Origin of the sequence: Nicoliella spurrieriana, from assembly GCF_023380205.1 — a bacterium.
Lineage (GTDB): Bacteria > Bacillota > Bacilli > Lactobacillales > Lactobacillaceae > Nicoliella > Nicoliella spurrieriana.
In genome coordinates this window covers 53,138-78,641 of sequence record NZ_CP093361.1, presented here as the reverse complement: position 1 = coordinate 78,641, position 25,504 = coordinate 53,138, and the positions used below count along the sequence as shown (strand labels likewise).

24 protein-coding genes are annotated in these 25,504 nt (G+C 41.0%); 22 read left to right on the top strand and 2 right to left on the bottom strand.

What is annotated here, in order from left to right; translation table 11 throughout:
* Nucleotides 1-15 precede the first annotated feature (15 nt).
* The 12 genes from gap to MOO44_RS01920 all read left to right on the top strand — a co-directional run bounded on the left by gap (nucleotide 16) and on the right by MOO44_RS01920 (nucleotide 12,324).
* Nucleotides 16-1,026 carry a type I glyceraldehyde-3-phosphate dehydrogenase gene (gene gap / locus MOO44_RS01975; RefSeq protein WP_260116771.1) on the top strand — a complete coding sequence of 337 codons (1,011 nt, stop codon included), beginning with the start codon at nucleotides 16-18 and terminating at the stop codon, nucleotides 1,024-1,026.
* 158 nt (nucleotides 1,027-1,184) lie between these two features.
* Nucleotides 1,185-2,399, top strand: coding sequence for a phosphoglycerate kinase (locus MOO44_RS01970; protein ID WP_260116770.1), 1,215 nt, complete (start codon nucleotides 1,185-1,187; stop codon nucleotides 2,397-2,399).
* Between the two features lie 165 nt (nucleotides 2,400-2,564).
* Entirely contained in the window at nucleotides 2,565-3,326 is a 762-nt protein-coding gene (tpiA, locus tag MOO44_RS01965) for a triose-phosphate isomerase (protein WP_260116769.1), read from the top strand.
* 210 nt (nucleotides 3,327-3,536) lie between these two features.
* A complete protein-coding gene (gene eno / locus MOO44_RS01960; protein ID WP_260116768.1) occupies nucleotides 3,537-4,856 on the top strand; it encodes a phosphopyruvate hydratase in 1,320 nt (439 codons plus the stop codon).
* A gap of 99 nt (nucleotides 4,857-4,955) precedes the next feature.
* Nucleotides 4,956-6,233 carry a ClC family H(+)/Cl(-) exchange transporter gene (locus MOO44_RS01955; RefSeq protein ID WP_260116767.1) on the top strand — a complete coding sequence of 426 codons (1,278 nt, stop codon included), beginning with the start codon at nucleotides 4,956-4,958 and terminating at the stop codon, nucleotides 6,231-6,233.
* Nucleotides 6,234-6,321: 88 nt separating this feature from the next.
* The gene (gene secG, locus MOO44_RS01950) at nucleotides 6,322-6,558 is read left to right on the top strand and encodes a preprotein translocase subunit SecG (protein ID WP_260116766.1); all 237 of its coding nucleotides are present in this window, start codon (nucleotides 6,322-6,324) and stop codon (nucleotides 6,556-6,558) included.
* Between the two features lie 153 nt (nucleotides 6,559-6,711).
* On the top strand, nucleotides 6,712-9,057 hold the full coding sequence (rnr, locus tag MOO44_RS01945; protein WP_260116765.1) for a ribonuclease R: 2,346 nt from the start codon (nucleotides 6,712-6,714) through the stop codon (nucleotides 9,055-9,057).
* 25 nt (nucleotides 9,058-9,082) lie between these two features.
* Complete coding sequence (smpB, locus tag MOO44_RS01940; RefSeq protein ID WP_260116764.1) at nucleotides 9,083-9,553, top strand: SsrA-binding protein SmpB; 471 nt, start codon at nucleotides 9,083-9,085, stop codon at nucleotides 9,551-9,553.
* 63 nt (nucleotides 9,554-9,616) lie between these two features.
* Nucleotides 9,617-10,333, top strand: coding sequence for a uracil-DNA glycosylase (locus MOO44_RS01935; RefSeq protein ID WP_260116763.1), 717 nt, complete (start codon nucleotides 9,617-9,619; stop codon nucleotides 10,331-10,333).
* Nucleotides 10,334-10,348: 15 nt separating this feature from the next.
* Nucleotides 10,349-11,326, top strand: a complete 978-nt coding sequence (gene pta / locus MOO44_RS01930; RefSeq protein ID WP_260116762.1) for a phosphate acetyltransferase — start codon at nucleotides 10,349-10,351, stop codon at nucleotides 11,324-11,326.
* 19 nt (nucleotides 11,327-11,345) lie between these two features.
* Nucleotides 11,346-11,822, top strand: coding sequence for a tRNA (adenosine(37)-N6)-threonylcarbamoyltransferase complex ATPase subunit type 1 TsaE (gene tsaE, locus MOO44_RS01925; RefSeq protein WP_260116761.1), 477 nt, complete (start codon nucleotides 11,346-11,348; stop codon nucleotides 11,820-11,822).
* A complete protein-coding gene (locus MOO44_RS01920) occupies nucleotides 11,812-12,324 on the top strand; it encodes a GNAT family N-acetyltransferase (protein WP_260116760.1) in 513 nt (170 codons plus the stop codon). Before tsaE ends, MOO44_RS01920 begins: the two co-directional genes overlap by 11 nt.
* Nucleotides 12,325-12,372: 48 nt before the next feature.
* Here the strand turns inward: MOO44_RS01920 and MOO44_RS01915 are convergent, their stop codons facing one another.
* The gene (locus tag MOO44_RS01915; RefSeq protein WP_260116759.1) at nucleotides 12,373-12,909 is read right to left on the bottom strand and encodes a 3'-5' exonuclease; all 537 of its coding nucleotides are present in this window, start codon (nucleotides 12,907-12,909) and stop codon (nucleotides 12,373-12,375) included.
* Nucleotides 12,910-13,009: 100 nt separating this feature from the next.
* On the opposite strand from MOO44_RS01915, the gene murB reads away from it, so the two are divergent.
* Nucleotides 13,010-13,903 (top strand): UDP-N-acetylmuramate dehydrogenase, encoded by an 894-nt coding sequence (gene murB, locus MOO44_RS01910; RefSeq protein WP_260116758.1) that lies wholly within the window; start codon nucleotides 13,010-13,012, stop codon nucleotides 13,901-13,903.
* Between the two features lie 16 nt (nucleotides 13,904-13,919).
* The gene (locus tag MOO44_RS01905) at nucleotides 13,920-15,980 is read left to right on the top strand and encodes a cation:proton antiporter (RefSeq protein WP_260116757.1); all 2,061 of its coding nucleotides are present in this window, start codon (nucleotides 13,920-13,922) and stop codon (nucleotides 15,978-15,980) included.
* A 26-nt stretch (nucleotides 15,981-16,006) separates the two neighbouring features.
* Here MOO44_RS01905 and MOO44_RS01900 read toward each other — a convergent pair whose 3' ends face one another.
* On the bottom strand, nucleotides 16,007-16,660 hold the full coding sequence (locus MOO44_RS01900) for a DUF1361 domain-containing protein (RefSeq protein WP_260116756.1): 654 nt from the start codon (nucleotides 16,658-16,660) through the stop codon (nucleotides 16,007-16,009).
* A gap of 128 nt (nucleotides 16,661-16,788) precedes the next feature.
* On the opposite strand from MOO44_RS01900, the gene cdaA reads away from it, so the two are divergent.
* From cdaA to MOO44_RS01860, 8 genes are all read left to right on the top strand, one after another.
* The gene (gene cdaA, locus MOO44_RS01895; protein WP_260116755.1) at nucleotides 16,789-17,637 is read left to right on the top strand and encodes a diadenylate cyclase CdaA; all 849 of its coding nucleotides are present in this window, start codon (nucleotides 16,789-16,791) and stop codon (nucleotides 17,635-17,637) included.
* A 2-nt stretch (nucleotides 17,638-17,639) separates the two neighbouring features.
* On the top strand, nucleotides 17,640-18,599 hold the full coding sequence (locus MOO44_RS01890; RefSeq protein WP_260116754.1) for a CdaR family protein: 960 nt from the start codon (nucleotides 17,640-17,642) through the stop codon (nucleotides 18,597-18,599).
* 16 nt (nucleotides 18,600-18,615) lie between these two features.
* Nucleotides 18,616-19,962, top strand: a complete 1,347-nt coding sequence (gene glmM, locus MOO44_RS01885; RefSeq protein WP_260116753.1) for a phosphoglucosamine mutase — start codon at nucleotides 18,616-18,618, stop codon at nucleotides 19,960-19,962.
* A gap of 202 nt (nucleotides 19,963-20,164) precedes the next feature.
* Complete coding sequence (gene glmS / locus MOO44_RS01880; RefSeq protein WP_260116752.1) at nucleotides 20,165-21,985, top strand: glutamine--fructose-6-phosphate transaminase (isomerizing); 1,821 nt, start codon at nucleotides 20,165-20,167, stop codon at nucleotides 21,983-21,985.
* A gap of 72 nt (nucleotides 21,986-22,057) precedes the next feature.
* Nucleotides 22,058-22,180 carry a hypothetical protein gene (locus MOO44_RS01875; RefSeq protein WP_260116751.1) on the top strand — a complete coding sequence of 41 codons (123 nt, stop codon included), beginning with the start codon at nucleotides 22,058-22,060 and terminating at the stop codon, nucleotides 22,178-22,180.
* A gap of 111 nt (nucleotides 22,181-22,291) precedes the next feature.
* Nucleotides 22,292-23,782 carry a glycoside hydrolase family 73 protein gene (locus MOO44_RS01870; RefSeq protein ID WP_260116750.1) on the top strand — a complete coding sequence of 497 codons (1,491 nt, stop codon included), beginning with the start codon at nucleotides 22,292-22,294 and terminating at the stop codon, nucleotides 23,780-23,782.
* A gap of 86 nt (nucleotides 23,783-23,868) precedes the next feature.
* Nucleotides 23,869-24,987, top strand: a complete 1,119-nt coding sequence (locus MOO44_RS01865) for an ABC transporter ATP-binding protein (protein ID WP_260116749.1) — start codon at nucleotides 23,869-23,871, stop codon at nucleotides 24,985-24,987.
* A 24-nt stretch (nucleotides 24,988-25,011) separates the two neighbouring features.
* Nucleotides 25,012-25,335 carry a hypothetical protein gene (locus MOO44_RS01860; RefSeq protein ID WP_260116748.1) on the top strand — a complete coding sequence of 108 codons (324 nt, stop codon included), beginning with the start codon at nucleotides 25,012-25,014 and terminating at the stop codon, nucleotides 25,333-25,335.
* Nucleotides 25,336-25,504: the final 169 nt, after the last annotated feature.

Sequence of the window (25,504 nt, the reverse complement as noted above, 5' to 3'; positions counted from 1 at the left end):
GGAGGAAAATTCAGTATGACTGTAAAAATTGGTATTAATGGTTTTGGACGCATTGGACGTTTAGCTTTCAAGCGGATCCACGAACTTAACTCAAGCGACATCGAAGTTGTAGCAATCAATGATTTAACTACTCCATCAATGTTAGCTTACTTATTAAAGTATGACTCAACTCATGGTAAGTTCCCAGGTAAGGTTTCTTCAACTGACACTGGTATCGTGGTTGATGGTAAGGAATACCCTGTATATGCCGAAAAGGATGCTTCACAAATTCCTTGGGTAAAGAACAATGGTGTTGACTATGTTCTTGAATGTACTGGATTCTACACTTCTGCTGAAAAGTCACAAGCTCACTTGGACGCTGGCGCAAAGCGTGTCTTGATTTCAGCTCCTGCTGGTCAAATTAAGACTGTTGTTCCTGGTGTTAACTTGGATACTCTTGACTCCGATGACAAGATTGTTTCTGCTGGTTCATGTACTACTAGTAGTATTGCACCATCAGCTTACTTCTTGAACAAAGACTTCGGAATCAAGGTTGGTACTATGACTACTATCCATGCCTTTACTTCTACTCAAGCTATCTTAGATGGTCCTAGAGGTAAGAAGATGAGAAATAACCGTACTGCTAGCGCAAATACGATTCCTCATTCAACTGGTGCTGCTAAGGCGCTTGGTTTAGTTATTCCTGAATTACAAGGTAAATTAAACGGTGTTGCTCAACGGGTTCCAGTTGTGGATGGTTCATTAACTGAATTAACTGCAATCTTGGACAAGAAGGTTACTGCTGAAGACATTAACTCAGCAATGAAGAAGCACACTGAAGGTAACGATGCATTTGGTTACGCTGAAGATCCTATCGTTTCAAGTGATATCATTGGTGATACTCACGGATCAGTATTTGATCCTTCCCAAACTGATGTAACTACTGTTGGTGATGACCAATTAGTTAAGGTTTGGACTTGGTACGATAACGAATGGGGCTTCACTTGTAACATGGTTCGTACTTTATTGAAGTTCGCTCAACTATAAAAAGCAGTTTTAATTAAATAGTTAAAACTAAGAAAGGTGGAGGAGGTTACTCTTTCACCTTTTTATTATAATCTTGGCTAGTCGTTTGCTTTGTGATTAGCCCTTAAATGCTGTATTATTAAATTGTTAAGTTAATCTTTATTTAGGAGGTATCTAAATTGGCTAAATTAACTGTTTCTGATTTAGATTTAAAAGATAAAAAAGTATTAATGCGTCTTGATTTCAACGTTCCAATTAAGAACGGTGTGATTGGCGATGATAACCGAATCGTTGCTGCACTTCCTACCATCAACTACGTAGTTGATCACGGTGGCAAGGCAATCATCTTCTCTCACCTTGGCAGAATCAAGTCCGAAGACGACAAGAAGGAACTTTCCTTACGTCCAGTTGCAGAACGGCTTTCAAACCTATTGAACAAGCCCGTAACGTTTGTTCCTGCTACTGAAGGTCCTCAATTAGAAGATGCAATTAACAAGATGAATGATGGCGATGTTTTACTAGTTGAAAACACTCGTTTCGAAGATGTTGTTAATGGCGAAAACGTTAAGCGCGAATCCGGTAATGATCCAAAGCTTGGTGAATACTGGGCTTCACTTGGTGATGCATTCGTAAACGATGCATTCGGAACTGCGCACCGTTCCCACGCTTCCAACGTTGGAATTGCTAAGGCAATGGAAGCTGCTGGTAAGCCAGCTGCCGTTGGATTCTTAATGGAAAAGGAAATTAAGTACCTTGGAAACGCCGTTAATGATCCTAAGCGTCCATTCGTTGCCATCCTAGGTGGTGCTAAGGTATCTGACAAGATTACCGTAATCGATAACTTATTAGATAAAGCTGATAAGGTCATTATCGGTGGTGGAATGACTTATACTTTCTACGCTGCTAAGGGCATTAAGATTGGAAGCTCATTAGTTGAAAAGGATAAGATTGATTTAGCTAAGCAAATCCTTGATAAGGCTGGCGACAAGCTAGTATTACCAGTTGACAACGTTGTTGCTGATAAGTTTGCGAATGATGCTAATACTCAAATCGTTGAAGGTGACATTCCTGATGGCATGATGGCGCTTGACATTGGACCTAAGTCTATTCAAGAATTTGAAAACGTGCTTGCTGATGCTAAGACCGTTGTTTGGAATGGCCCAATGGGTGTATTCGAAATGAGTAACTTTGCTAAGGGAACCTTAGCAGTTGGTGATTTCTTAGCTAACTTGAAGGATGCTACTACCATCGTTGGTGGTGGTGACTCCACTGCAGCCGTTAAGCAATTAGGAATTGCTGATAAGTTAACCCACGTTTCTACTGGTGGGGGTGCTTCACTTACTTACCTTGAAGGTAAGACCCTTCCTGGAATTGCTGCAATTTCTGACAAATAATGTGCACTTTAAAAACAGCCACACTTTAATAGTGTGGCTGTTTTTTTACATATTTTTATTTAAATTATGGTTGTAATTTGAGATAATCCGTTAATTTATAGTAGAATTAAAAAATGCACTAAGACACTCGGTTGTGTCAATATCCTGATAAGGGGGATTTAATTAATGAGTGCCCAAAAAAGAGTCCCATTCATTGGGGCGAACTGGAAGATGTATTTGATGCCTGATCAAGTCATTCCGTACATTGAAACGATTAAAAATCAAATTCCCAAGCCTAGCGAGACCCAAGTAATGATTGCTGCTTCACCGCTATACCTATGGCCACTACTGAAACATGCCGTTGGAAGCGATGTGATCATTGGGGCTGAGAACTGCGATTACCATGATACCGGTGCCTATACTGGAGAAGTGAGTCCAAAGGCATTGGCTGAGATTGGGATTCAATATTCAATTGCTGGTCATTCTGAACGGCGGCACTACTTTGACGAGGATCCAACAATTGTAAACAAAAAGGTCCACGCACTGTTACGAAATCAAATTAATCCGATTGTTTGTTGTGATGAGACGTTGGTGCGGACTGAAACCAATGATGGGGTTCATTGGGTGGTTAGTCAAGTCATTGCTGCGTTTAAAAACGTTAGCAGTACGGATGCCCTAAAGATGATGATTGCCTATGAGCCACGGTGGGCAATTGGGACCGGGATTACCGCTAGTGCCGATGAGGCTGAGGAAGGATGTGCATTGATTCGTCAGACCATCAGTCGCATCTACTCACCAGAAGTTGCTGAAACGGTGCGGGTATTATACGGTGGCAGTGTCACGCCCAAAAACGTTAAGGCGTTAATGGCCAAGCCTGATATCGATGGCGTGTTAGTTGGTAGTGCAAGCCTGGACCCGGATGAATTCCTAAACTTAATTCATTATTAATTTTTTGAATAATTAGCTATTAATTATTGGTTTTAAAAATCAAAAAATGGTATCATAACAGTATAGACAATGAATAAAGTTAGAATTTATTCAATTTCAACGGGATGGTGAATAATCCCCGGTAAAATGGAGTCCATTTTACTAAATTTGTTCACATTATCACCCATCTTGATCGATGGACAATTAACTTTCACTTAAGGAGAGAATACAATGTCAATTATTTCCGATATTTTTGCTCGCGAAGTCTTAGACTCACGTGGTAACCCTACTGTTGAAGTAGAATTATATACTGAAGCCGGTGCATTTGGCCGTGGAATCGTTCCATCTGGTGCCTCAACTGGTGAACATGAAGCTGTTGAATTACGTGATGGCGACAAGAACCGTTACATGGGTAAGGGTGTTCTTAAAGCTGTTGACAATGTTAACAACATCATCGCAAAGGAAATTGTTGGTTACGATGTAACTGACCAATTAGCTATTGACGAAGCTATGATCAAGCTTGACGGTACTCCTAATAAGGGTAAGTTAGGTGCTAACGCTATTTTAGGAGTTTCATTAGCTGCTGCTCGTGCTGCTGCTGACGAATTAGGCGTTCCATTATACAACTACTTTGGTGGTTTTAACGCTCACCTACTTCCTACTCCAATGATGAACGTTATCAATGGTGGAAAGCATGCTAATAACAAGGTTGACTTCCAAGAATTCATGATTATGCCCGTTGGTGCTAAGAGTGTTAAGGAAGCTATCCGGATGGGTTCAGAAACTTTCCATAACTTAAAGAGCATCTTAAATGACCGTGGGTACTCCACTGCCGTTGGTGATGAAGGTGGATTTGCTCCTGACTTACAAAACAACGAAGAACCATTTGAAATCTTAGTAGAAGCAATTACTAAGGCTGGTTACAAGCCAGGTAAGGACATTTCAATTGCCTTTGACTGTGCTTCATCAGAATTCTACGATCCAAAGACTAAGAAGTACAACTTAGTTGGTGACGGTAAGTCATACTCAGCTGACGAATTTGTAACTTTACTTGAAAGCTTAGTTGACAAGTACCCAATCGTTTCAATCGAAGATCCATTGGATGAAAACGAATGGGAAGACTGGCAAATGGCTACCCGTCGCTTAGGTAAGAAGGTTCAAATCGTTGGTGATGATTTATTCGTTACTAACACTGACTACCTAGCTAAGGGGATCAAGATGGGCGTTGCTAACTCAATCTTAATCAAGCTTAACCAAATCGGAACCTTAACTGAAACTGTTCGTGCCGTTGAAATGGCTAAGGAAGCTGGATACACTGCCATCATTTCCCACCGTTCTGGTGAAACTGAAGACACTACTATCTCAGACTTAGTTGTTGCATTGAACGCTGGTCAAATTAAGACTGGTTCAATGAGCCGTGGCGAACGGATTGCTAAGTACAACCAATTAATGAGAATTGAAGACCAATTAGGTAAGGTTTCTCAATACAAGGGAATCCACTCATTCTACAACTTGAGCGAACAAGCTCGTGAAAACATCGTTAACAAGTAATCTAATTACTGGTTATCCAAAAAGCTTTGGAACTTGCTTCCAAAGCTTTTTTTGTGTGTTAAGATAATTAGTATTATGACTTGGGGGCGGAGTAGCAAAATGCAAAAAATAAATTGGCGACAAATTGCGTATTTATGGGATGGAGTGTTGATTGGCCTAGCGGTTGGAGCGGTTGTAAGTCTTTTTCGTTGGTTGATCGAAACCGACTTAGCGTGGGTCAAATCCATTTATCAATTGGCACATTCTAACCATTGGTGGTTAGGGTTAATCATCGCGATTAATTTATTGATTGTTTTAATTGTCGGGAGCTTGATTAAAGCGACCCCGGATATCAAGGGTTCCGGAATTCCACAGGTAGAGGGTCAATTAGCCAATCGGTTGGATTATCCGTTTTGGCCGGTCCTTTGGAAAAAATTTATCGGTGGGGTATTAGCAATTGGGAGTGGGCTCTTCTTAGGCCGTGAGGGGCCTTCGATTCAATTAGGGTCCACGACCGCACAGGGGATTGCTAAAATGCAGGGGTTGAATGGCAGTCCCAGAAGGGTTGCGATTGCTGCTGGTGCCGCTGCTGGATTAGCTGCGGCGTTTAATGCGCCCATTGCCAGTTCGCTATTTGTATTGGAAGAAATTTACCATGAATTTCCATTAAAGGTTTGGCCAACTACCCTTGGTGCATCAATTGCTGCCAATCTAGTTTCGACTGAGCTATTTGGTCAAACCCCAGTGCTACACATTATTTATGATCATCCATTTCCAATTAATCAATACTGGAGCTTAATTTTGCTAGGGATTCTGTTGGGAATTGCTGGAATTATCTATCAACAAACAACGTTGAACCTTGCTAAATTTTATCGTTACTTTAAAGGAATTCCAAATCAATACTTAGTGGTGCTACCGTTACTGCTGGTCATTCCGATTGGCTACTTTTTGCCTGAGACCCTTGGGGGTGGGAATGGATTGATCCTTGCAATTGCAAGAACGGTTCCCGGAATCTGGTTATTATTAATTTATCTATTCGTACGGTTTTGCTTTTCGGCAATTTCGTATGGTTCCGGAGTACCAGGGGGGATCTTTTTACCGATTTTGACCCTGGGGGCGATTTTAGGAGCGCTTTATGGGCAATGCTTAGTGGGGTTACATTTGATTCCTGCAAACTTGGTAATTAACTTGATTATTATTGCGATGGCAGCCTACTTTGCATGCATCACTAAGTCGCCGTTTACGGCTATTTTGCTAATTACTGAAATGGTGGGAACGGTGACCCATTTAATGTCACTGGCGGTTACCTCCCTAATCGCTTACGCAGTGGTTGATTTGTTGAACGGCAAGCCAATTTATAGTCAAATGCTGACCAACCTATTACAAAAACGGCGCTAATTTGGAGGCCGAATTGGCAACCACTCGTTAGATATGTTAAAATACATGGTAGTATATTTAGCCTTGAAGAAAACTAGGAGGCATTATTTTGTATAACTTTTTAATGACGATATTTTGGATCATTAGTATTTTGATTATTATTGCGGTACTAATGCAACCTGCTAAAACTAACGATGCATTATCATCACTTACTGGTGGTGCTGACGATTTATTCTCTAAATCAAAGCCACGGGGATTCGAAGCCTTTATGCAACGTGTAACAACGATTCTTGGGGCTTTATTCTTCTTGACTGCATTTGCATTAGTTTGGATTTCATCACATTAATTTACGAAACCTTCTGTTTTACGGCGGAAGGTTTTTTGTATATATTATGGTTATTGAATTACTTTAAAATTAAATAATGTTAAAATATAAAGTAGTTAAAACACGAAATAAAATCGATTGATATCTAAATCTATAAATAATGAGGAAATTAATTTGGAAGATAATAAATTAAAAGACGAAATTGAAGCCGTCTTAAAGCAAAACGCAAAGACTGCGTTTGAGGTTAGCGAACTATCCGATGAATTGGGTTACCATGGTTCAGAAGCCTTTAAGTTAATCGTCCAAGAGCTTGCTCGACTTGAACGGGAGGAAAAAGCGCTCGTTACCGAATCCGGTAAGTTTACCGTTAATCCTAAATCACTAAAACCACAGGGAACGTTTCATGCTAATCAAAAGGGCTTTGGATTCGTTGATTTTGATGAAAATGAATCAGACGCCTTTATTGCCCCTGACTACACTTTGCATGCCATGAATGGTGATACCGTTGAAATCGAAATCATCAAACCAGCAGAACCGGGCTCTGACCGTGGACCACAGGGAAAAGTAACTAACATTTTGGAACATAATTATTCCCAGGTAGTGGGTGAATTCGTCCAAACCGGTGATGATAATGGTTACTATGGTCAAATCCACCTTAAGGATAAAAAACTGCTGAACTACAAGTTCTACGTGACCGAAGTCGGGCTAAAGCCCACTGCCGGTGAAGTGGTGACCGCTGAAATTACCGAGTTTCCTAATGATGATCATCCAGAAGCAATGGTTGGAATTGCTAAACAGGTGATTGGAAGTGTTGACGATCCGGGAATTGATATTCTCCAGATTGTTTACGCTCATGACATTCCAGCACAATTCCCAGAGGATGTATTACAGGAAGCTGATGCAATTCCAGACCATGTTTTGGATTCGGAACTGAATGGTCGTGAAGACGTTACTGATCAGAATTTAGTAACGATTGATGGGGAAGCATCTAAGGATTTAGATGATGCTGTTACCGCCTGGAAGCTTCCAAATGGGAACTTCCACTTGGGAGTCCACATCGCAGACGTTAGTCACTACGTTAAACCGGGGAGCCTTTTGGATGAAGAAGCTTATAAACGGGGAACTTCCGTTTACTTAACTGATCGGGTCATTCCAATGTTACCACGGCGGTTATCGAATGGGATTTGTTCGTTAAATGAGGGTGTGATTCGGCTTTGTATGAGCTGTGAAATGGAAATTACTCCCGCTGGAAACGTGGTTAAACACCGGATTCACCCTAGTTTCATGCGTTCTAAGGCGCGGATGACCTACACGGCCGTTAACCAAATTTTGGAAGCTAAGGATCCTAAAACCATGGCAGAATATTCAGAATTAGTGCCAATGTTTGAAACGATGGGTGAATTACACAAGATTTTACACAAGCATAGAAAACAACGTGGTGCAATTGACTTTGATGACCGTGAAGCAGAAATCATCGTTGATGAAAAGGGGCACCCAACCGACATTAAATTACGGGTTCGTGGAACTGCTGAAAAGATGATTGAATCATTCATGTTGGCAGCGAATGAAACCGTTGCCCAACATTACAGTGAAAAACATGCTCCGTTTATCTACCGGGTTCATGAAACCCCAGATGCTGAACGAGTAAAGAAGTTTTTTGAATTTCTAACGGCATTTGGAATCAATGTAAAGGGTGATCCCGCTAAGTTAAAACCTAAGATGTTACAAAATGTTTTGAAGAAAGTCGCTGGTAAGCCTGAAGAAGCGGTGGTTTCAGTGATGATGCTACGGAGCTTAAAGCAAGCCCGGTATGCTGATCAATCACTTGGTCACTTTGGATTGGGGGCTGAATTTTATACCCACTTTACTTCGCCAATCCGGCGGTATCCAGATACGACGGTGCATCGCTTAATTCATTATTATGAAGATAATGGCATCAATAAGGAAAGTAAGGCCAAGTTCGGTGGTGGCCTCCTTGAAGAAATTGCTGACCATTCTTCGAAGTGTGAACGCCGTTCTGTTGATGCCGAACGGGATACCGACTCAATGAAGAAGGCCGAATACATGGCTGATCATATCGGAGAAGAATTCGATGCGACCGTTAGTTCAGTCCTTAAATTTGGGATGTTCATTGAACTACCAAATACGGTTGAAGGGTTGGTTCACATTAGCCGGATGAAGGATGACTACTACGAATATGTTGAAAAATTCCTTGCCCTAGTGGGTCGGCGGACGAAGCGGACTTATAAAATTGGCCAAAGCGTACGGGTCAAGGTCGTTGGTGCTGATCCAGCACAAAGTACGGTGGACTTTGACATTGTTGACCCTGAAAAAACGCCCACTAGTGACTTATTACCAAAACAAAGTCACGGGCGTGGTAACGGCAATCGGAACCGCAGAAATGGTAACGGAAATAATCATCGGCGCAATCATAATGGTGGGGGTAATCGAAACCATAGTTCGGGCTCTAATCACCAACGGAATGGCCGGAGCCAAAATAATAGTCACCGCTCCCACTAATTAATTTAAGGTGAGGTGAAAATGCATGGCTAAAAAGAAACCACAAAATAATGATAACTTGATGGCCCAAAACCGTAAAGCCCGTCATGACTATACGATTGAAGGGACGATGGAGGCGGGAATCTCGCTAAGGGGAACTGAAATTAAGTCCATCCGTGAACGCCGGGTGAACTTAAAGGATGGCTTCGTGCGAATTAGAAATCATGAGGCATACTTGGAAAACGTTCACATTAGTGAATATGCTGAAGGTAATCAGTTCAACCACGATCCCCTTCGGACCAGAAAGTTATTATTGCATAAAAAGGAAATTACCCGGTTATTGAATGATACCAAGGCCAAGGGAATTACCATCGTCCCCTTAAAGCTCTACATTAAAAACGGCTTTGCAAAGGTTTTAATTGGAGTAGCGAAGGGGAAACATGAATACGATAAGCGAGAAACTTTGAAGAAACGTGATCAGAATCGTCAAATTGACCGCGTCTTAAAGCACTATTAAAAGCGATTCTTAAATTTTGAGAACCGCTTTTTGTGGTTACATCAACTTAGGGAGGGAAAATAAATGCAACCATTTATTCATAATGACTGGTGGGAAGTCTTAAAACCAGAATTTGAGAAGGCATACTACCAAAATTTACGCCGGTTCTTAGTTGATGAATATAACCACCATCAAATCCATCCGGATATGCACCAAATTTTTGAAGCGTTCAATTGGACCCCGTTTAGTAAGGTTAAGGTCGTGATTTTAGGACAAGATCCTTACCATGAACCCAACCAAGCGGTGGGACTCAGTTTTTCAGTAATGCCGGGGGTCCCAATTCCGCCATCGCTTCGTAATATTTATAAGGAACTATACAATGATTTAGGAATTAAACCGGTTGATCATGGCTTTTTGGAAAAATGGGCCAAGCAGGGTGTGTTACTCCTCAACTCAGTCCTAACCGTTCGTAACGGAGCCGCTTTTTCACACAAGGGCAAGGGTTGGGAACAACTAACCGATGCTGCAATCAAGAAGCTTTCTGAACGTCCGCAACCGGTGATCTTTATTCTATGGGGACGCGCTGCACGTGATAAGGTTAAGTTGATTAATACCAAAACCAATATTGTATTGGAATCTGCGCATCCGAGTCCGCTGTCTGCTAACCGGGGCTTCTTTGGATCCAAACCGTTTTCAAAGACCAATGAAGCATTAGTAGCAATGGGGGAGCAGCCAATTGATTGGCAACTTCCTGAGCATGTTGATGTTAAAGAAGCACAGCACGATTTAAAATCAATTTAATGGAGGCAATTAAGAATGGATTTATTTGAAAGTTTAAAGCAAAAGGTAAGCCAACATAAGAAGACCATCGTATTTCCAGAGGGGTCAGATATCCGAATCGTTGAAGCCACTAGTCGCTTAGCTACTGATGGAGTGGTTCAGCCGATTTTATTAGGCAACCCCACTGAAATTAAGCAAGTAGCTGCTGAAGCTGGAATTGAATTGAACAACGTTACGATTTTCGACTATCAAAACCTTGCTGAAGATGAGGCCGCCGAATACGTGACCGCACTAGTGGAGCGGCGGAACGGAAAGACCGATGAAGCCACTGCCAAACAATGGTTAGCTGATCCTAACTACTTTGCGACGATGATGGTTTATTTAGACAAGGCTGACGGCATGGTTTCGGGAGCTGCCCACCCAACCGGCGATACGGTCCGCCCAGCGCTTCAAATTATTAAGACTAAGCCCGGGATTAAGTTGGTGAGTGGTTGTTTCATCATGATGAAGGGCGACCAACGCTATGTCTTTGCTGATTGTGCAATTAATCTAGAATTAGATGCAGATGGAATGGCTGATGTTGCAATTGAAAGTGCCGCCACTGCCAAGCAATTTGGCATTGATCCAAAGGTTGCAATGTTAAGCTTTTCGACTAAGGGGTCTGCTCGCGGGCCAATGGTCAAGAAGGTTCAATCAGCAACCGCCCTTGTGCATGAAAAACAACCCGACCTAGCTGTCGATGGTGAATTACAATTTGACGCAGCCTTTGTTCCAGCCGTTGGACAGAAAAAGGCACCTGATTCTAAGGTCGCAGGGAAGGCGAACGTATTTGTATTCCCAGAACTACAATCCGGAAATATTGGTTATAAAATCGCCCAACGGTTAGGTGGGTTTGAAGCCTTGGGACCCATCCTACAAGGATTGAATAAACCGGTTTCGGATCTATCACGGGGTTGTAACGCTGAAGATGTCTATAAGGTGGCCATTATCAACGCCTTACAAGCAATGGAATAATTGATAAGGGGTAATCGATTTGAAAACAATCACTGTTGATAAACCTGAAGCAACAATGCAGCTAGGGCAAGCAATTGCACCATATCTCAAGCCAGAGGACCTGATTTTATTGGATGGGGACCTCGGAGCTGGTAAAACGACCTTTACCAAGGGATTAGCTGCGGGACTCGGCATTAAGCGTAACGTTAAAAGTCCGACCTTCACCATTATTCGGGAGTATCAAGACGGCAGGTTACCGCTATACCATATGGATGCTTACCGCCTAGATGATGGTAGCGGGGATGAATTAGGGCTGGATGAGTACTTTAATGGTGACGGGGTCAACGTCGTTGAGTGGTCTAAATTTGTGGCCAACGAACTTCCTGATAACTACCTGCGCATTATTTTTAAGCGTAATGATGACCAGGGGGATCATTCGCGGACCCTCACTTTTGAGCCCCATGGGGCCCACTTTGAAGCGATTCTAAAGGAAAGTATTGATAACAATGGCAAATAATGATGAATCAGTTTCAATTGAGTTAGCCACGGGAACCGATGCGCCAGCAATTTTAAAATTGATGAAGCAGCTCACTACGGAATCTGATACCTTTACGGTTGATCCGGGGCTTGCCCAACTTTCAATTGAACAAGAGCAACGCCAGATTATGTTAATCAACCAGACCCGGAGCAACGTCATCTTAGTGGCGCACTTTAGTGATGAAATTATTGGCGTGGTTACCGTCCAACAACTACATGATTCAATGGACGGGGAGTTAGGAGTAGCGGTGCTTAAACAATTTTGGAATAACGGGATTGGGACGGCATTGGTAGATGAAGCCCTTAACTGGGGGACTTCATTCAGTAACCTAACTCGGATGGTGTTAACGGTTGAAAATCAAAATCAAGCCGCAATTCACGTTTACCACCGCCTTGGGTTTGTTGATAATTTAAAGCGACGCATCATCGCAGTGCCGGGAAATGAAACTGCTACCACTGAAATGACTTACGACTTAAACTAAAAAATAGATGCCAATGTGATTGATTAGACCATCACGTTAGCATCTATTTTATTTGACGACCGTAATAAATGGTTTGATTGAATCATCACCGAATCGTTGTTGCTCCGCCCTTAAAATGTTGGCACACGCTAGACTATCATCGAGGGCATTGTGGTGGTGGTTTAATTCAATGCCCAGGCTGTCACAGACCGTGTTTAGTTTATGGTTCGCTAATTTAGGAAATAAATGGCGGGTCACTGCAAGGGTATCTAGAGTCAGATACTTTGGCTGTGTTAATCCGTATCGTTCTAAGCTTTTTTTAAGAACGCTATTATCAAACCGGGCGTTATGTGCAATGATTAACTGATTAGGGGTGAAAAACATTTTAATTTTTTCCCAAACTTCTGGAAAGGTGGGCGCATCGAGAACGTCTTTTTCATGAATCCCATGAATCTTAACGTTTCGCCAAAAGAAGGGGACCTCGGGATTGATCAGGGTGTAAAATTCGTTTACCACCTCATTGTTACGAACCACCGTCAATGCTAGTGAACAAGCGGATGCCCGTTTGCTAGCAGCGGTTTCAAAGTCGATTGCTACAAAGTTCATATTTATTTTCCTTTCTAGTTGTTGAATTAATGCTTTTTCATAATCAATTCCTAAATTCATGTTAAAATTATAATATATCGATTTAAAAAGGACGATTATAATGAATAATTTTAATCCAAACATTAAAGATTTAAAAATTAAAACCGCCGAACCACTTTCTAAGTATACGTTTACCAAAACCGGTGGGAAAGCCGATTACTTGGCACTTCCTGCTAATCAGGAACAATTAAGCCAGCTATTGACGTTAGCTAATGCGGATGGCTTACCAATTACCATTTTAGGAAACGCTAGCAATTTAATCGTGAGCGATAAGGGGATTCGTGGGTTAACGGTCATTTTAAGTAATATGACCCATATTACAATTAATGGAAACCGGATTATTGCTGATGCCGGTGCGGCCCTGATCGACGTTGCGATTGCTGCACAACAACACGGCCTATCCGGACTCGAGTTTGCCGCTGGCATTCCGGGAAGTGTCGGTGGTGCAATCTATATGAACGCTGGGGCCTATGGTGGGCAAACCGCGGATGTGGTTAATTCAGCTACCGTTGTTGATTTTGATGGTGAAGTAAAGACGTTAACGAATGCGGAGTTAGATTTTGATTATCGCCATAGTATCATTCAAAATGGCTATGATGCGGTTGTATCAGTTGAATTTGAATTAATGCCGGGTAATCAGAAACAAATTTTAGCCAAAATGGACCATTTTAATGCACTGCGCTCATCTAAGCAGCCATTAGAACTACCATCATGTGGAAGCGTCTTTAAACGCCCTAAAAATCATTTTGCTGGGAAATTAATTCATGATGCAGGGTTACAGGGATACCGCTTTGGTGGCGCTGAGGTTTCTACTAAACACGCCGGCTTTATCGTAAACGTCGGCGGAGCCACTGCTACCGATTATCTCAACGTTATTCACCACGTTCAAGAAGTGGTATTCCACGATAGCGGGATTAAATTAGAAACTGAAGTGCGAATTATTGGTGACAAATAACGATTGAATTGAGGTGATGAGAGCAATGGTGATTATTGAATTAATCATGCTATTAGTTGTTTTACTATTGGTGTCAACCGTAATTAATCACTACCTCCCCATGATTCCAGGTAGTTTAATTCAAATTGGGTTGGGACTATTACTTTCTGTTTTTACTAATTTCAAAATTAATTTTGAAACCGAGTGGTTCTTGCTATTGTTTATTGCGCCACTATTATTCAACGATGGGAAACGGTTTCCGAAACGAGAACTCTGGCAGTTAAAGCTACCGATTTTTATTAATGCAATTGCGTTAGTGGTCATTACAATGTTATTTGGTGGCATCATCATTAATTGGATGATTCCTGAGATGCCATTCGCAGTGGCCTTTGCGCTTGCAGCGATTCTTTCGCCGACCGATCCAGTTGCGGTCCAATCAATTGCAAAGCGGTCGAATTTACCCGGTAGCATTCTCCACCTGGTTAGTGGGGAGAGTTTAATCAACGATGCGAGTGGGCTAATTTGTTTCAAATATGCATTGGCAGCTGCCATTACTGGGCAATTTATGTTAAGTCACGCCATTGGGGACTTCTTCTACATTAGCGTAGTTGGATTGGTTGCCGGAATCTTTTTGATGTACTTACTAGTTAAACTGCGTAGGTATTTATACGACCATGGAATGCAAAATATTATTTTTCTAACCGTGGCCTATATTCTGACCCCGTTCGTAATTTATTTTATTAGTGAAGACTGGTTACATGCTTCTGGGGTGATTTCAGTGGTTAGCGCTGGAATTACGTTTCACTTAATGAGTCGTCGAACTTCAATCGTTAATCCTGAATTAAAATTAGTAACTGAGAAGACCTGGAACGTCATCATTTACATTTTAAATGGAATTATCTTCTTATTGCTTGGCTTTTCATTACCCGAAGCAATGGGGGGCAGCATTCAGACCATTCAGTTAGGTACGGTGCAACCCATTTTTTATGCAATTGTGACCTGGGCGGTCCTACTATTAATTCGGACCCTATGGATTGCTGGGTATCAATTAGTTGCTAACCGGTGGGATTATCACCAAGTTAATTGGCGCGTATCCATATTATCAGGACTCTCTGGTGTACGGGGGGCAGTTACGATGGTCGGGGTGCTTTCGATTCCATTGGCCACCCCAGCGGGAAGGGCGTTTCCCGAACGTCCGTTAGTGCTATTCATTGCTGCAAGTGTGATTATCCTTAGCCTGTTAAGTGCAATTATCCTGATTCCGTTACTAACTGATAACAAAGCAGAGGTAATCGAATATGATCAATACTTAACTGAGGATGAAGCACAGGCTAAAATGATTCAAAGTGCCATTAAAGAAATTCATAAAAGTCAAAATGAACATAACCAACAGGCTGCTTTCGACTTAATTTTTCAATACCAATTAATGTTACGAAAGCTCAATCACTCCCTCCACTCCAATCGGATTAACGACTTTAGCTTTAATAACGAGCTAGCTTTGCGTCGGATTGCCTTTAGTGGTGAGCGGAAAGCGGCCCTTAGGATGTATGAAGATGGCGAGATTAAGCGTGACGAATACGTTGCGGTAAGCCAAATTATTAATCGTCGGGAAGCTGCAATGTTTGATTCCGTGGGAATGCGGAGTTCGCGTTCAACCGTTCGCACTGATTTTAATACCCTATTGTCTGGGTTGAAAAAATTCTTCTTTTCCAGTTCAAAAACTAAGCACCGGGGAGAACGCTTGCAGCGCCACTGGGCAATGATTATTAATGGTTTGAGTCAATCAGCAATCGAAGAGGTCAAAAACTACTTAAATCGGGATGACATTGATTCTAGTTCATTCGAAAATCAAATGGTCGACCACATCATTGTATTCTACCGGAATCGGATGAATCGGGTTAATTCCACTAGTCTGGATCGCGATGATTACGACCAACAATATGATAATTTACAGGTTAAGGGATTTGGTGCGCAACGACTAGAGGTTCAGCAGCTATTGGATGATAAGCAAATTGATTGGTCGATATCAAACGACTTGAGACAACACGTTAACTACTTAGAAAACGTTCTGATGAGCCCGTTATCAGATGATGACTAAAATAAGCGTTCGCAAAATGCGAACGCTTATTTTGTAATGTTCTTTTGATTGATCATAATCACCCAATAAACAAAGATTTGAATCACCATCATAATGGCGGTAAAGGTTAACATTTGCGGTGTCCACATCTTAATCAACGGGGTAATGAATAAGCGGGGACTAAGAAATAGGTACAATGTATGTAGCCTTAGGAACCGGCCTACAAAAATACCGACCGAAGCAGCAAATGTAAAAATGAGCACCAAAAGCCATCTAATGATCTGTGATTTTAACTTTAATTTATTCATAAGTGATTGGACCGTTATCGATAGTGACCATGCACCCACGAATGTACAAACGATGGCACTAATGACTAATAGCATGAAGTTGATCCAAATTGGATTGGATAATTTTAATAGCCCTGTGAGACTATCATATGGGTTTAGTAATGATAGGTGGAATAAGTCAGTTAAAACGTATGGTGCATTGGGATAAAATAACAGCCAGATGATAAGAATTGGCCAGTATAGAAAACTTTCATTAATGATTTTATAATTAATATCGATGCTAATTTCGATGGGGATGTATGCTAGAAACGTATTTAATAATAGAAAATTAAATGGTTGTTTAGCGAAGAATCCGGTAATTACGAACCAGATAATGAAAAAAATTCGGACTTGCCAGCTTTTGGAAAGGCGCAATGGGAGACCCCCTTAAATTGATTTTACTTAATTTTAACAAAAATGCTTTAACTTTAGAATGATGTTTAAAAATAAGTTATTGATAACGTGATATAATAAACCCAGTGTTAATATTTGGAGGTTTTATAATGAGTAACTTTTGGAGTAATGTTTTTACTCTTAACCACTTTAGTAGTTTGATTGATATTTTAGTAGTATGGTTTATTACATATGAATTGATCATCCTATTACGTGGGACGAAGGCAGTTCAATTATTCAGGGGGATTATTGTAATTGCGGTAATTAAAATCCTAAGTGTTTTACTAGGCCTAGGGACCGTTTCTTGGATGGTCGACCAGGTAATTAACTGGGGATTCATTGCCATCATTGTCATTTTTCAACCTGAAATCAGACGGGGATTAGAGCACCTAGGCCGTGGTTCGTTATTATGGCATACTAAAAACCAAAATGAAGAAACCGAGCAAATGATTGAAGGTTTGGACCAGGCCATCCAATACATGTCCAAGCGGCGAATTGGGGCTTTGATTACCATTCAAATGGAGACCGGGCTTGAAGATTACATTGAGACCGGAATTGAATTGGATGCCCATGTTTCGGGGGCCCTACTAATCAACACGTTCATTCCAAATACGCCGTTACACGATGGGGCCGTGATTATTAGAGATCATCGGATTGCAGTCGCTGCCGCATACTTACCACTTTCACAAAGTACGATGATTCCAAAGGAATTGGGGACCAGACACCGGGCTGCTGTGGGGATTTCTGAAGTGACTGATGCGCTAACCATTGTTATCTCTGAAGAAACTGGTGAGGTTTCGATTACTAAGGATAACGAATTACTGCGGGGAATGACCCAAACGGATTACATGAAATTTTTACGTGATCAATTAATTGAAAAGCAACAAATTAACCATAATATTTTTACGCTAATTGGGAGTTGGCTTAGTAACATCAGCAAAAACGGAAGGGGGAACTAGTTTTGAAAAAATTCTTTAATAGTACCTTTTTCTACCTCGTTCTTTCATTTATTTTTGCCATTTTACTGTATGCCTATGCTAATCAAGATAAGCTAACTTTCACTAGCAATAATAATAGTGACATTACTAAATTAGCTTCAAATAAGAAGGCCAGCGTGTCTGCTAATCTTCAGCTAAACGTAAATAGCAGTAAATACTTCGTTACCGGCTACCCTGATAAGGTGAACGTATCGTTAAGTGGGCCTACTGCGTTAGTGACCACGACTACTAATACTCAAAACTTTCATATTTATGCTGATTTAAGTAAACTAGGGGTGGGTAAGCATCGGGTAAAACTATCCCAAGATGGGCTTAATTCAGAATTAAACTATAAAATTAACCCGGCATATATTACGATTAATATTCAACCTAGACAAACCGTATCATTACCAGTTAGCGTTAATTATGATAAAAACATGATTGCATCTGGTTATCATGCAGGAAAGGCAATTGCCTCCAATAATAGGGTAAAGGCGACCGGGGCTTCCAGTGAGATTAATAAGGCGGTAAGGGTCATTGCTAAATTAAGCCTTTCACAAAATACCAATAGCACCGTTAATTCTCAAGCGGTCTTAGAGGCCTTGGATCGTGATGGTAAAACGGTTAACGTAATCTTAACTCCGGCCACTACGAATGTATCCCTACCAATCAGTAGTGGGAATTTTAAGGAGCTGCCAATTAAATACCGGCTCGATAATAAGTCCTCTAATAAGACCTATGAAGTGACTTCAAGTACCAAAAAGGTAAAGGTATTTGGCACTTCGAGCGAGCTTGATAGCATTAAACATGTTATCGTTAATATGGACGTTAGTCGGATTACGGACAATCAAACTAAGACGATCTCACTGGATAAGTCATTAAATAAGGTTAGTGGCTTTAATCCAGATAAAATCAAAGTAAATGTTAAAGTTAAAGATAAGTAGGAAATGAGGAATAAAAATGAAGTATTTTGGAACCGATGGAGTTAGAGGAGTTGCAAATCGTGATTTAAGCCCTGAATTGGCCTTTAAGTGTGGTCGTGCGGGTGGTTTCATCCTAACTAAGCATTCTGATAATAAGATCCCCCAAGTGCTAGTTGCTCGGGATACCCGCATTTCTGGTCAAATGCTAGAAGAAGCGTTGATTGCTGGATTACTATCCACTGGAATTGAAGTGTTGCGGCTAGGGGTAATTACCACTCCCGGGGTGGCTTACTTAGTGCGGACTCAAGAAGCAGATGCGGGGGTCATGATTACCGCATCGCATAACCCCGCTGAATATAATGGAATTAAGTTTTTTGGATCGGATGGTTATAAACTTTCTGATGAAATGGAATCAGAGATTGAAACCATTCTTGAAGCTGATAAGGATGAATTACCACGGCCATCAGCAGCTGGATTAGGGACTGAAGATGATTTCTCAGAAGGAGCACAAAAATACATTCGCTTCTTAAATCAAACCGTTTCTGATGATATTGCTGGAATGCACATCTGTGTGGACGCTGCAAATGGTTCCACTAGTAACTTGGTATCCCGGTTATATGCCGATGCCGGAGTCGAATTTGACACGATGGCCACCCAACCAAATGGGATTAACATTAATGATCATGTTGGTTCCACGCACCCAGAACAACTGCAAAAGATGGTGGTTGAAAAGGGCGCCGAAGTTGGGTTTGCCTTTGATGGAGATGGCGATCGTTGTATTGCCGTTGATGAAGAGGGAAACCTAGTTAATGGTGATAAGATCATGTTTATTTGTGGTAAGTACATGTCTGAACATGGTCGATTAAAGCACGATACGATCGTTACGACCGTAATGAGTAACCTAGGGATGTATAAAGCAATGGAAGCCAATGGCATGCACAGCAAGCAGACCAAAGTGGGTGATCGTTACGTGGTCGAAGAAATGAACGCCAGTGGCGATAACTTGGGTGGCGAGCAGTCTGGGCACATTGTTTTCTTGGACTTTAATACTACTGGTGATGGAATGCTCACTAGTTTACAACTTTTGCACGTAATGAAAGCAACTGGCAAGAAGTTATCCGAATTAGCGGCTGAAATGAAGACCTATCCCCAAAGTTTAATTAACGTTGAAGTAGCAGATAAGAATGCTGCGAATGAAAATTCAGACGTTCAAAAAGCCATTACCGACGTTGAACAAGAGATGAATGGTGACGGTCGGGTGCTCGTTAGACCAAGTGGAACCGAACCACTGTTGCGGGTCATGGTTGAGGCTAAAACCCAGGAAATTTGTCAAAAATATGCCGAACAAATTGCGGACGTAGTGAAAAAAGAATGTGGAATCTAAGCTAAATTTAAAATTAAAAAGTCCTTTATCGGGGCTTTTTAATTTTGCCATTTTCCTCTAATTTAAGGTATACCAATTTAAGAATTTAATTATTGACATGTTTTATAAACTGTTGTAAAGTATCTACTTGAACGATTAAATATGAACTTAATTATTGTCTATACCAATTTAAAATAAAACAAAAATAAAAGGGGCTTAAAATATGTGTGGAATTGTTGGAGTAACTGGTAATGATAATGCCGTTAAACTTCTCATTCATGGACTTGAAAAACTAGAATATAGAGGTTATGACTCTGCTGGAATCTACGTTAATGACCAAGATGGTCATGACTATCTTGTAAAGCGGAAGGGTGCCATTTCAAATTTAAAAGCAGCCATTACCCCAGATGTTCACGGTAGTACTGGGATTGGGCATACTCGTTGGGCTACTCATGGTGGCGTGACCGTTGAAAATGCGCACCCACAATTTTCACAAGATGACCGTTTTTACTTGGTTCACAACGGAGTAATCGAAAACTACAAGGAATTAAAGAAGGAATACCTTTCAGATGTTAAGTTTACTAGTCAAACCGATACTGAAGTAGTTGTTCAATTAGTGGACCACTTCGTAGTAACTGAAGGAATGGATACTCGCGACGCATTTTTAAAGACCATTTCCTTACTTAAGGATGGAGCTTCATACGCCTTCTTATTAATGGATCGTGAACAACCAGATACGTTGTACGTTGCTAAGAATAAGAGTCCGCTCTTGATTGGGTTAGCAGATGGCTTTAATGTCGTTTGTTCCGATTCAGTTGCAATGCTCAACGTTACCCATAACTTCTTGGAATTAAAAGATGGTGAAGTGGTAACTGTTAAGCCGGATTCAATTGATATTGAAGACAGTGAAGGAAACCATGTTGAAAGAAAGCCATTCTACGTTGATACTGATCCTTCAGAAGCTGATAAGGGAATCTACCCATACTACATGCTTAAGGAAATCAATGAACAACCAAACGTTTTGAGAAAACTATCCCAAAAGTATCTTTCTGAAGACGGGCAATCTAAGATTGATCCTAAGATTTTGGAAGCAATGAAGGCTGCTGATCGGCTTTACATCGTTGGAGCCGGAACTAGTTATCACGCTGGATTAGTCGGTAAAAACATGTTCGAAAAATTAGTGGGGATTCCTACCGAAGTGGAAGTGGCATCAGAATTTGCATATGCAGATCCACTATTCTCTGAAAAGCCATTCTTCATCTTCCTAACCCAAAGTGGTGAAACTGCTGATAGTCGGGTCGTGTTACAAAACGTTACTAAGCGTGGCTTCCCGACCCTAACCATTACCAACGTGCAAAATTCTACGTTGTCACGGGAAGCTGACTACACGTTGTTATTGGATGCCGGTCCTGAAATTTCAGTGGCATCCACTAAGGCTTATACTGCTCAAATCGCTTTGGAAGCCATCCTAGCTAAGTCCCTAGGTGAATCGCTTGGTTTGAAGCGTGCCGCTGATTTTAACCTTAGACAACAACTAGGATTGGTTGCTACTGGGATGCAAGCAGTGATTGATGAAAAAGACCACTTTGATGAAGTTTCTAAGCAATACTTTGTTGAAGCTAGCAAGGCCTTTTACATTGGCCGGGGAATTGATTACTATGTTTCACTTGAAGCAGCGTTGAAGTTAAAGGAAATTTCCTATATTATTGCTGAAGGGTTTGCTTCCGGTGAACTGAAACACGGGACAATTGCTTTAATTGAGGAAGGTACTCCGGTCGTTGCAATTGCTACCCAGGCTAAGACTGCTAGTTTAACTAGAAATAATCTTGAAGAAACTAAGTCCCGGGGCGCAAAGACGTTCACGATCTCTACGGAATCACTCGCAGAAGATGGTGATGACATTGTGCTCCAAGATGTTGATGAAATGTTAACACCACTGTTGAGTGTAGTTCCAGCGCAGTTACTTGCTTACTACACCAGCTTGAACAAGGGCTTAAATGTTGATCGCCCTCGGAACCTTGCAAAGAGTGTAACGGTTGAATAAGCTAAATTAAGTAGTTAGTTGATTATTTGTGCTACACTAGACCTAATTATTAATAAGAGGGGTGGTGGCATAATGAAATATACTAAAAAACGAAATTCAACTAAAAACAGCCAACGCAAACAAGCGACTTGGGAAAAGTTTAAAAACCAACAAAATAAATTAAATGCCAGTCGCCGTGGCGTTAAACAAAGATAATCCAAAAGCCTTAAAATTATTCTTAATTTTAAGGCTTTTTTTTACGTTTTTTTAACTGCTTTATGTTATTCTAGCCGTAAGATTAAATCGGGAAGAGGAGATTACTTTATAATGAAACGAAAATTCAAAGCAATGCTAACGGGACTCCTTGTCCTAGCGCTTGGTTCAAATTCGTTGGTAGTACATAATGCTAAAGCTGATACAGCTTCTGATTTTATTAATCAATTAACTCCGGTAGTGAAGGAAGTTGCGCAAAAGTATAATTTATACCCGTCGTTAATGATGGCTCAAGCAGCCCTGGAAAGTGGTTACGGCCAGAGTTCACTCTCCACTAAGGATTATAACTACTTCGGAATCAAGGGGAGCTATGATGGACAATCTGATAACTTAAAAACAGCTGAATACAATAGTAGTGGCAGCATTTATTACACTACTGCCGCCTTTAAGAAGTATCCAAATCCACAAAGTTCATTGGAAGATTACGCTCAATTGCTTAGAAATGGGCTAGTGGGATCCGCTAATTTTTATTCTGGAACCTGGAAGGAAAATACTAAATCGGTTGACGATGCTGCCACTGCCTTGGTTGGCAAGTATGCCACTGATCCAAACTATGCAAATAAGTTAATTAAGATTATTAACCAGTATAATTTAACTAGTTTAGACGTGGGCACGACCGAAAAGAGTAATACGGTTGCGGATGGGACCACTAGCGGGGCTTCTAGCTCGGCTACCAACAGCAGTGATGATAATAGTGTTAAGATTAGTGCTAGTAACTCAGGGGTTGGCACTACTAATAACGCAGCAACCATTAGTGCGAAGGCATCCACTAGTGATGCGACGGTTAATTACGCGTCTGTTGATGCCGATCAAAGGGTATCGTTATCCAGTCGATTTAATCAACAATCCCTTTATGATCAAATTCCTCAGGATGATCAAAATGTTAAAACTACCGGTTGGCCTTCCAATCTAAGTGCTGGTTCTGCAGTTTATGTTGACCGTGTGGGTACCGTTAAGGGGAGTGGTAGCAGTCAGACTTGGTATCGGATTCGGTTTACTAAGGATAATAATGCTCAGAAGTATTGGGTTAAATCTGCAGCGTTAACGTTTGCCACGGCTAAGTATTATAAATTATCCCCGACGATTGCTGCAAACCTAATTCGAAAGCGGGTCGTATATAACCACATTTACGAAACTAACCCGTTAGCTAGTAAGCTTAGCGACCCCAGCCTTGCTGGGCAGGCGAGTCTAGCTACTAACATGATTAGTATCGTTAAAAATAAAAATAGTTCTCAATTATGGGTGCGTTATAAGACCGGTGCTGGCAAGAATGCTTGGATTCAGCTAAAACGAATTAGTGGGACCCAGACGTTTACTGTTAATACCACTAAGAAACTAAGTGCTCAATATGGTAAATATACCCTCTATAATAATGTTCCAGGGACTAAGAATGCGCAGCCGCAGTCTTGGAATAGTGTCTCCGAAAGCCAGATTTCCAGTGTGAAGATAAATTCATTAGCCGTGAATGTGGCTAAAAAAACGATTTGGGCCCATATTCAAATTGGGAGTCAGTGGTATTGGATTGATAATTCTGCTTTAAATTAATTAGTCTTTCGGATTGATGGTTTGTTTGTTATAATGGTACTCTGTTGAATATCAAGCTAATGAAATTAAATTTAGGAAGTATTAAAATGGCAGAAGAACAATACAAAATTAAAGTACAAAATGTAACGAAGGAATATGACTTATTCAAGACGCAGACTGATAAATTAAAGTCCTTTTTTTCAATTAATAATCGAAACGTTCCCCACTTCTGGTCGCTAATGGGGGTCTCATTTACCGTCAAACCCGGTGAAGCATTAGGAATTATCGGGGTCAATGGTTCTGGTAAATCGACCATTTCTAATATTATTTCGGGAATCATTCCCCAAACGACTGGCCAGGTCGATGTGAAGGGGGATACTTCAATCGTTGCGATTAATTCCGGATTGAAGAAAAACCTGACTGGCCGGGAAAATATTCGGTTGAAGTCGTTAATGCAGGGACTCACTAATCCAGAAATCGATGAAATGATGGATGATATTATTTCATTTGCTGACATTGGTGACTTCGTCGATCAACCAGTCAAGAGTTATTCCAGCGGGATGAAGTCACGACTTGGGTTTGCGATTGCGGTGCACATTAAACCTGATATTTTGATTATTGATGAGGCGCTATCGGTGGGGGATGATACCTTCTACCAAAAGTGTGTCGATAAGATTTCTGAATTTAGAAAAGAGGGTAAGACGATTGTCTTCGTTAGTCATGCTCTCAAGCAGGTAGAATTACTATGTGACCGGGTTGCTTGGATTAACTACGGAAAATTGAAGGAAATTGGTCCGACCGAAGCGGTGATTAAGCAATACCGTCAATTTACAGCCTGGTTTAAAAAGCTAAGTAAGAAGGACAAGAAAAAATTCGAAAAGCAGCAAAAGGATATTCAAAAGCACTTCGACATTAATGCTTACGAGCAAGAAGTGGTTAAGCAAACGGCTGCTGAACATCCAGATGATCATAATGTGTCAGGAGAAGTAAAGCACCGTTTTTATAGTTCCGTGATTAGCGAAAAGATGACGTTGTCATCTAAAATCCTGTCCTTTGCTGTAGCATTGGCAGTGGTCTTCTTTTGTCTCGTCAATGTTTCTGGACATCGAATTAGTCATGTAGTGGCCAAACCAGCGAGTCTTTTCAAACCAACAAAGGTGTTGGAAGTGCCAAATAATCGGACGCATGAAACTAAGCTGGTTTATAAAAACCACCATCAAAAATAAGCAAATTGAATAGGGGGCGTTATTTTGACTGATGATGAACCCAAGAGTAATGAGACCTTAACCCTGATTGAAGAAATTACGCGGTTAGATGGGACGAAGTATATTGAGATTAGTAATATGGTGCAGAATGGCCGGGCTGAATTAGCTGCTGAACGGGGGCTAATTAAGGAAGTGCGCATTATTCAATTGAATATTCCGCACTCAATTCACGTGATTAAATATGAAAATTACATTAATACCCATTACACGATGCCTGAAGAATCATTTGATCATTTTGAGGAATGGCAGAAAACCCCTGCAATGGAATCTGAAATTCAATCGATTTTAAAGGAAAATCATGTTGGTTAATTTATATTAATAAAACGGGATCATCCATGCGGATAGTTGGATGGTCTCGTTTTTTAGCAACGAAAAAAGGACAATCATTTAAGTCGATTGTCCTTTGAATATGTGTCTGATAAATTAGTAGGTGCGAAAGAGAAATAGATATACCAATCATCAGTAAATCATACTTATG

What these genes read in the sequence shown, in the direction of transcription:
- MOO44_RS01955 (WP_260116767.1), top strand. Translation starts at nt 4,956, where the DNA reads ATGCAAAAAATAAATTGGCGACAAATTGCGTATTTATGGGATGGAGTG.
- eno (WP_260116768.1), top strand. Translation starts at nt 3,537, where the DNA reads ATGTCAATTATTTCCGATATTTTTGCTCGCGAAGTCTTAGACTCACGT.
- murB (WP_260116758.1), top strand. Translation starts at nt 13,010, where the DNA reads ATGAATAATTTTAATCCAAACATTAAAGATTTAAAAATTAAAACCGCC.
- MOO44_RS01920 (WP_260116760.1), top strand. Translation starts at nt 11,812, where the DNA reads ATGGCAAATAATGATGAATCAGTTTCAATTGAGTTAGCCACGGGAACC.
- tpiA (WP_260116769.1), top strand. Translation starts at nt 2,565, where the DNA reads ATGAGTGCCCAAAAAAGAGTCCCATTCATTGGGGCGAACTGGAAGATG.
- glmM (WP_260116753.1), top strand. Translation starts at nt 18,616, where the DNA reads ATGAAGTATTTTGGAACCGATGGAGTTAGAGGAGTTGCAAATCGTGAT.
- glmS (WP_260116752.1), top strand. Translation starts at nt 20,165, where the DNA reads ATGTGTGGAATTGTTGGAGTAACTGGTAATGATAATGCCGTTAAACTT.
- cdaA (WP_260116755.1), top strand. Translation starts at nt 16,789, where the DNA reads ATGAGTAACTTTTGGAGTAATGTTTTTACTCTTAACCACTTTAGTAGT.
- MOO44_RS01865 (WP_260116749.1), top strand. Translation starts at nt 23,869, where the DNA reads ATGGCAGAAGAACAATACAAAATTAAAGTACAAAATGTAACGAAGGAA.
- MOO44_RS01875 (WP_260116751.1), top strand. Translation starts at nt 22,058, where the DNA reads ATGAAATATACTAAAAAACGAAATTCAACTAAAAACAGCCAACGCAAA.
- MOO44_RS01905 (WP_260116757.1), top strand. Translation starts at nt 13,920, where the DNA reads ATGAGAGCAATGGTGATTATTGAATTAATCATGCTATTAGTTGTTTTA.
- pta (WP_260116762.1), top strand. Translation starts at nt 10,349, where the DNA reads ATGGATTTATTTGAAAGTTTAAAGCAAAAGGTAAGCCAACATAAGAAG.
- MOO44_RS01870 (WP_260116750.1), top strand. Translation starts at nt 22,292, where the DNA reads ATGAAACGAAAATTCAAAGCAATGCTAACGGGACTCCTTGTCCTAGCG.
- MOO44_RS01935 (WP_260116763.1), top strand. Translation starts at nt 9,617, where the DNA reads ATGCAACCATTTATTCATAATGACTGGTGGGAAGTCTTAAAACCAGAA.
- smpB (WP_260116764.1), top strand. Translation starts at nt 9,083, where the DNA reads ATGGCTAAAAAGAAACCACAAAATAATGATAACTTGATGGCCCAAAAC.
- gap (WP_260116771.1), top strand. Translation starts at nt 16, where the DNA reads ATGACTGTAAAAATTGGTATTAATGGTTTTGGACGCATTGGACGTTTA.
- MOO44_RS01915 (WP_260116759.1), bottom strand. Translation starts at nt 12,909, where the DNA reads ATGAACTTTGTAGCAATCGACTTTGAAACCGCTGCTAGCAAACGGGCA.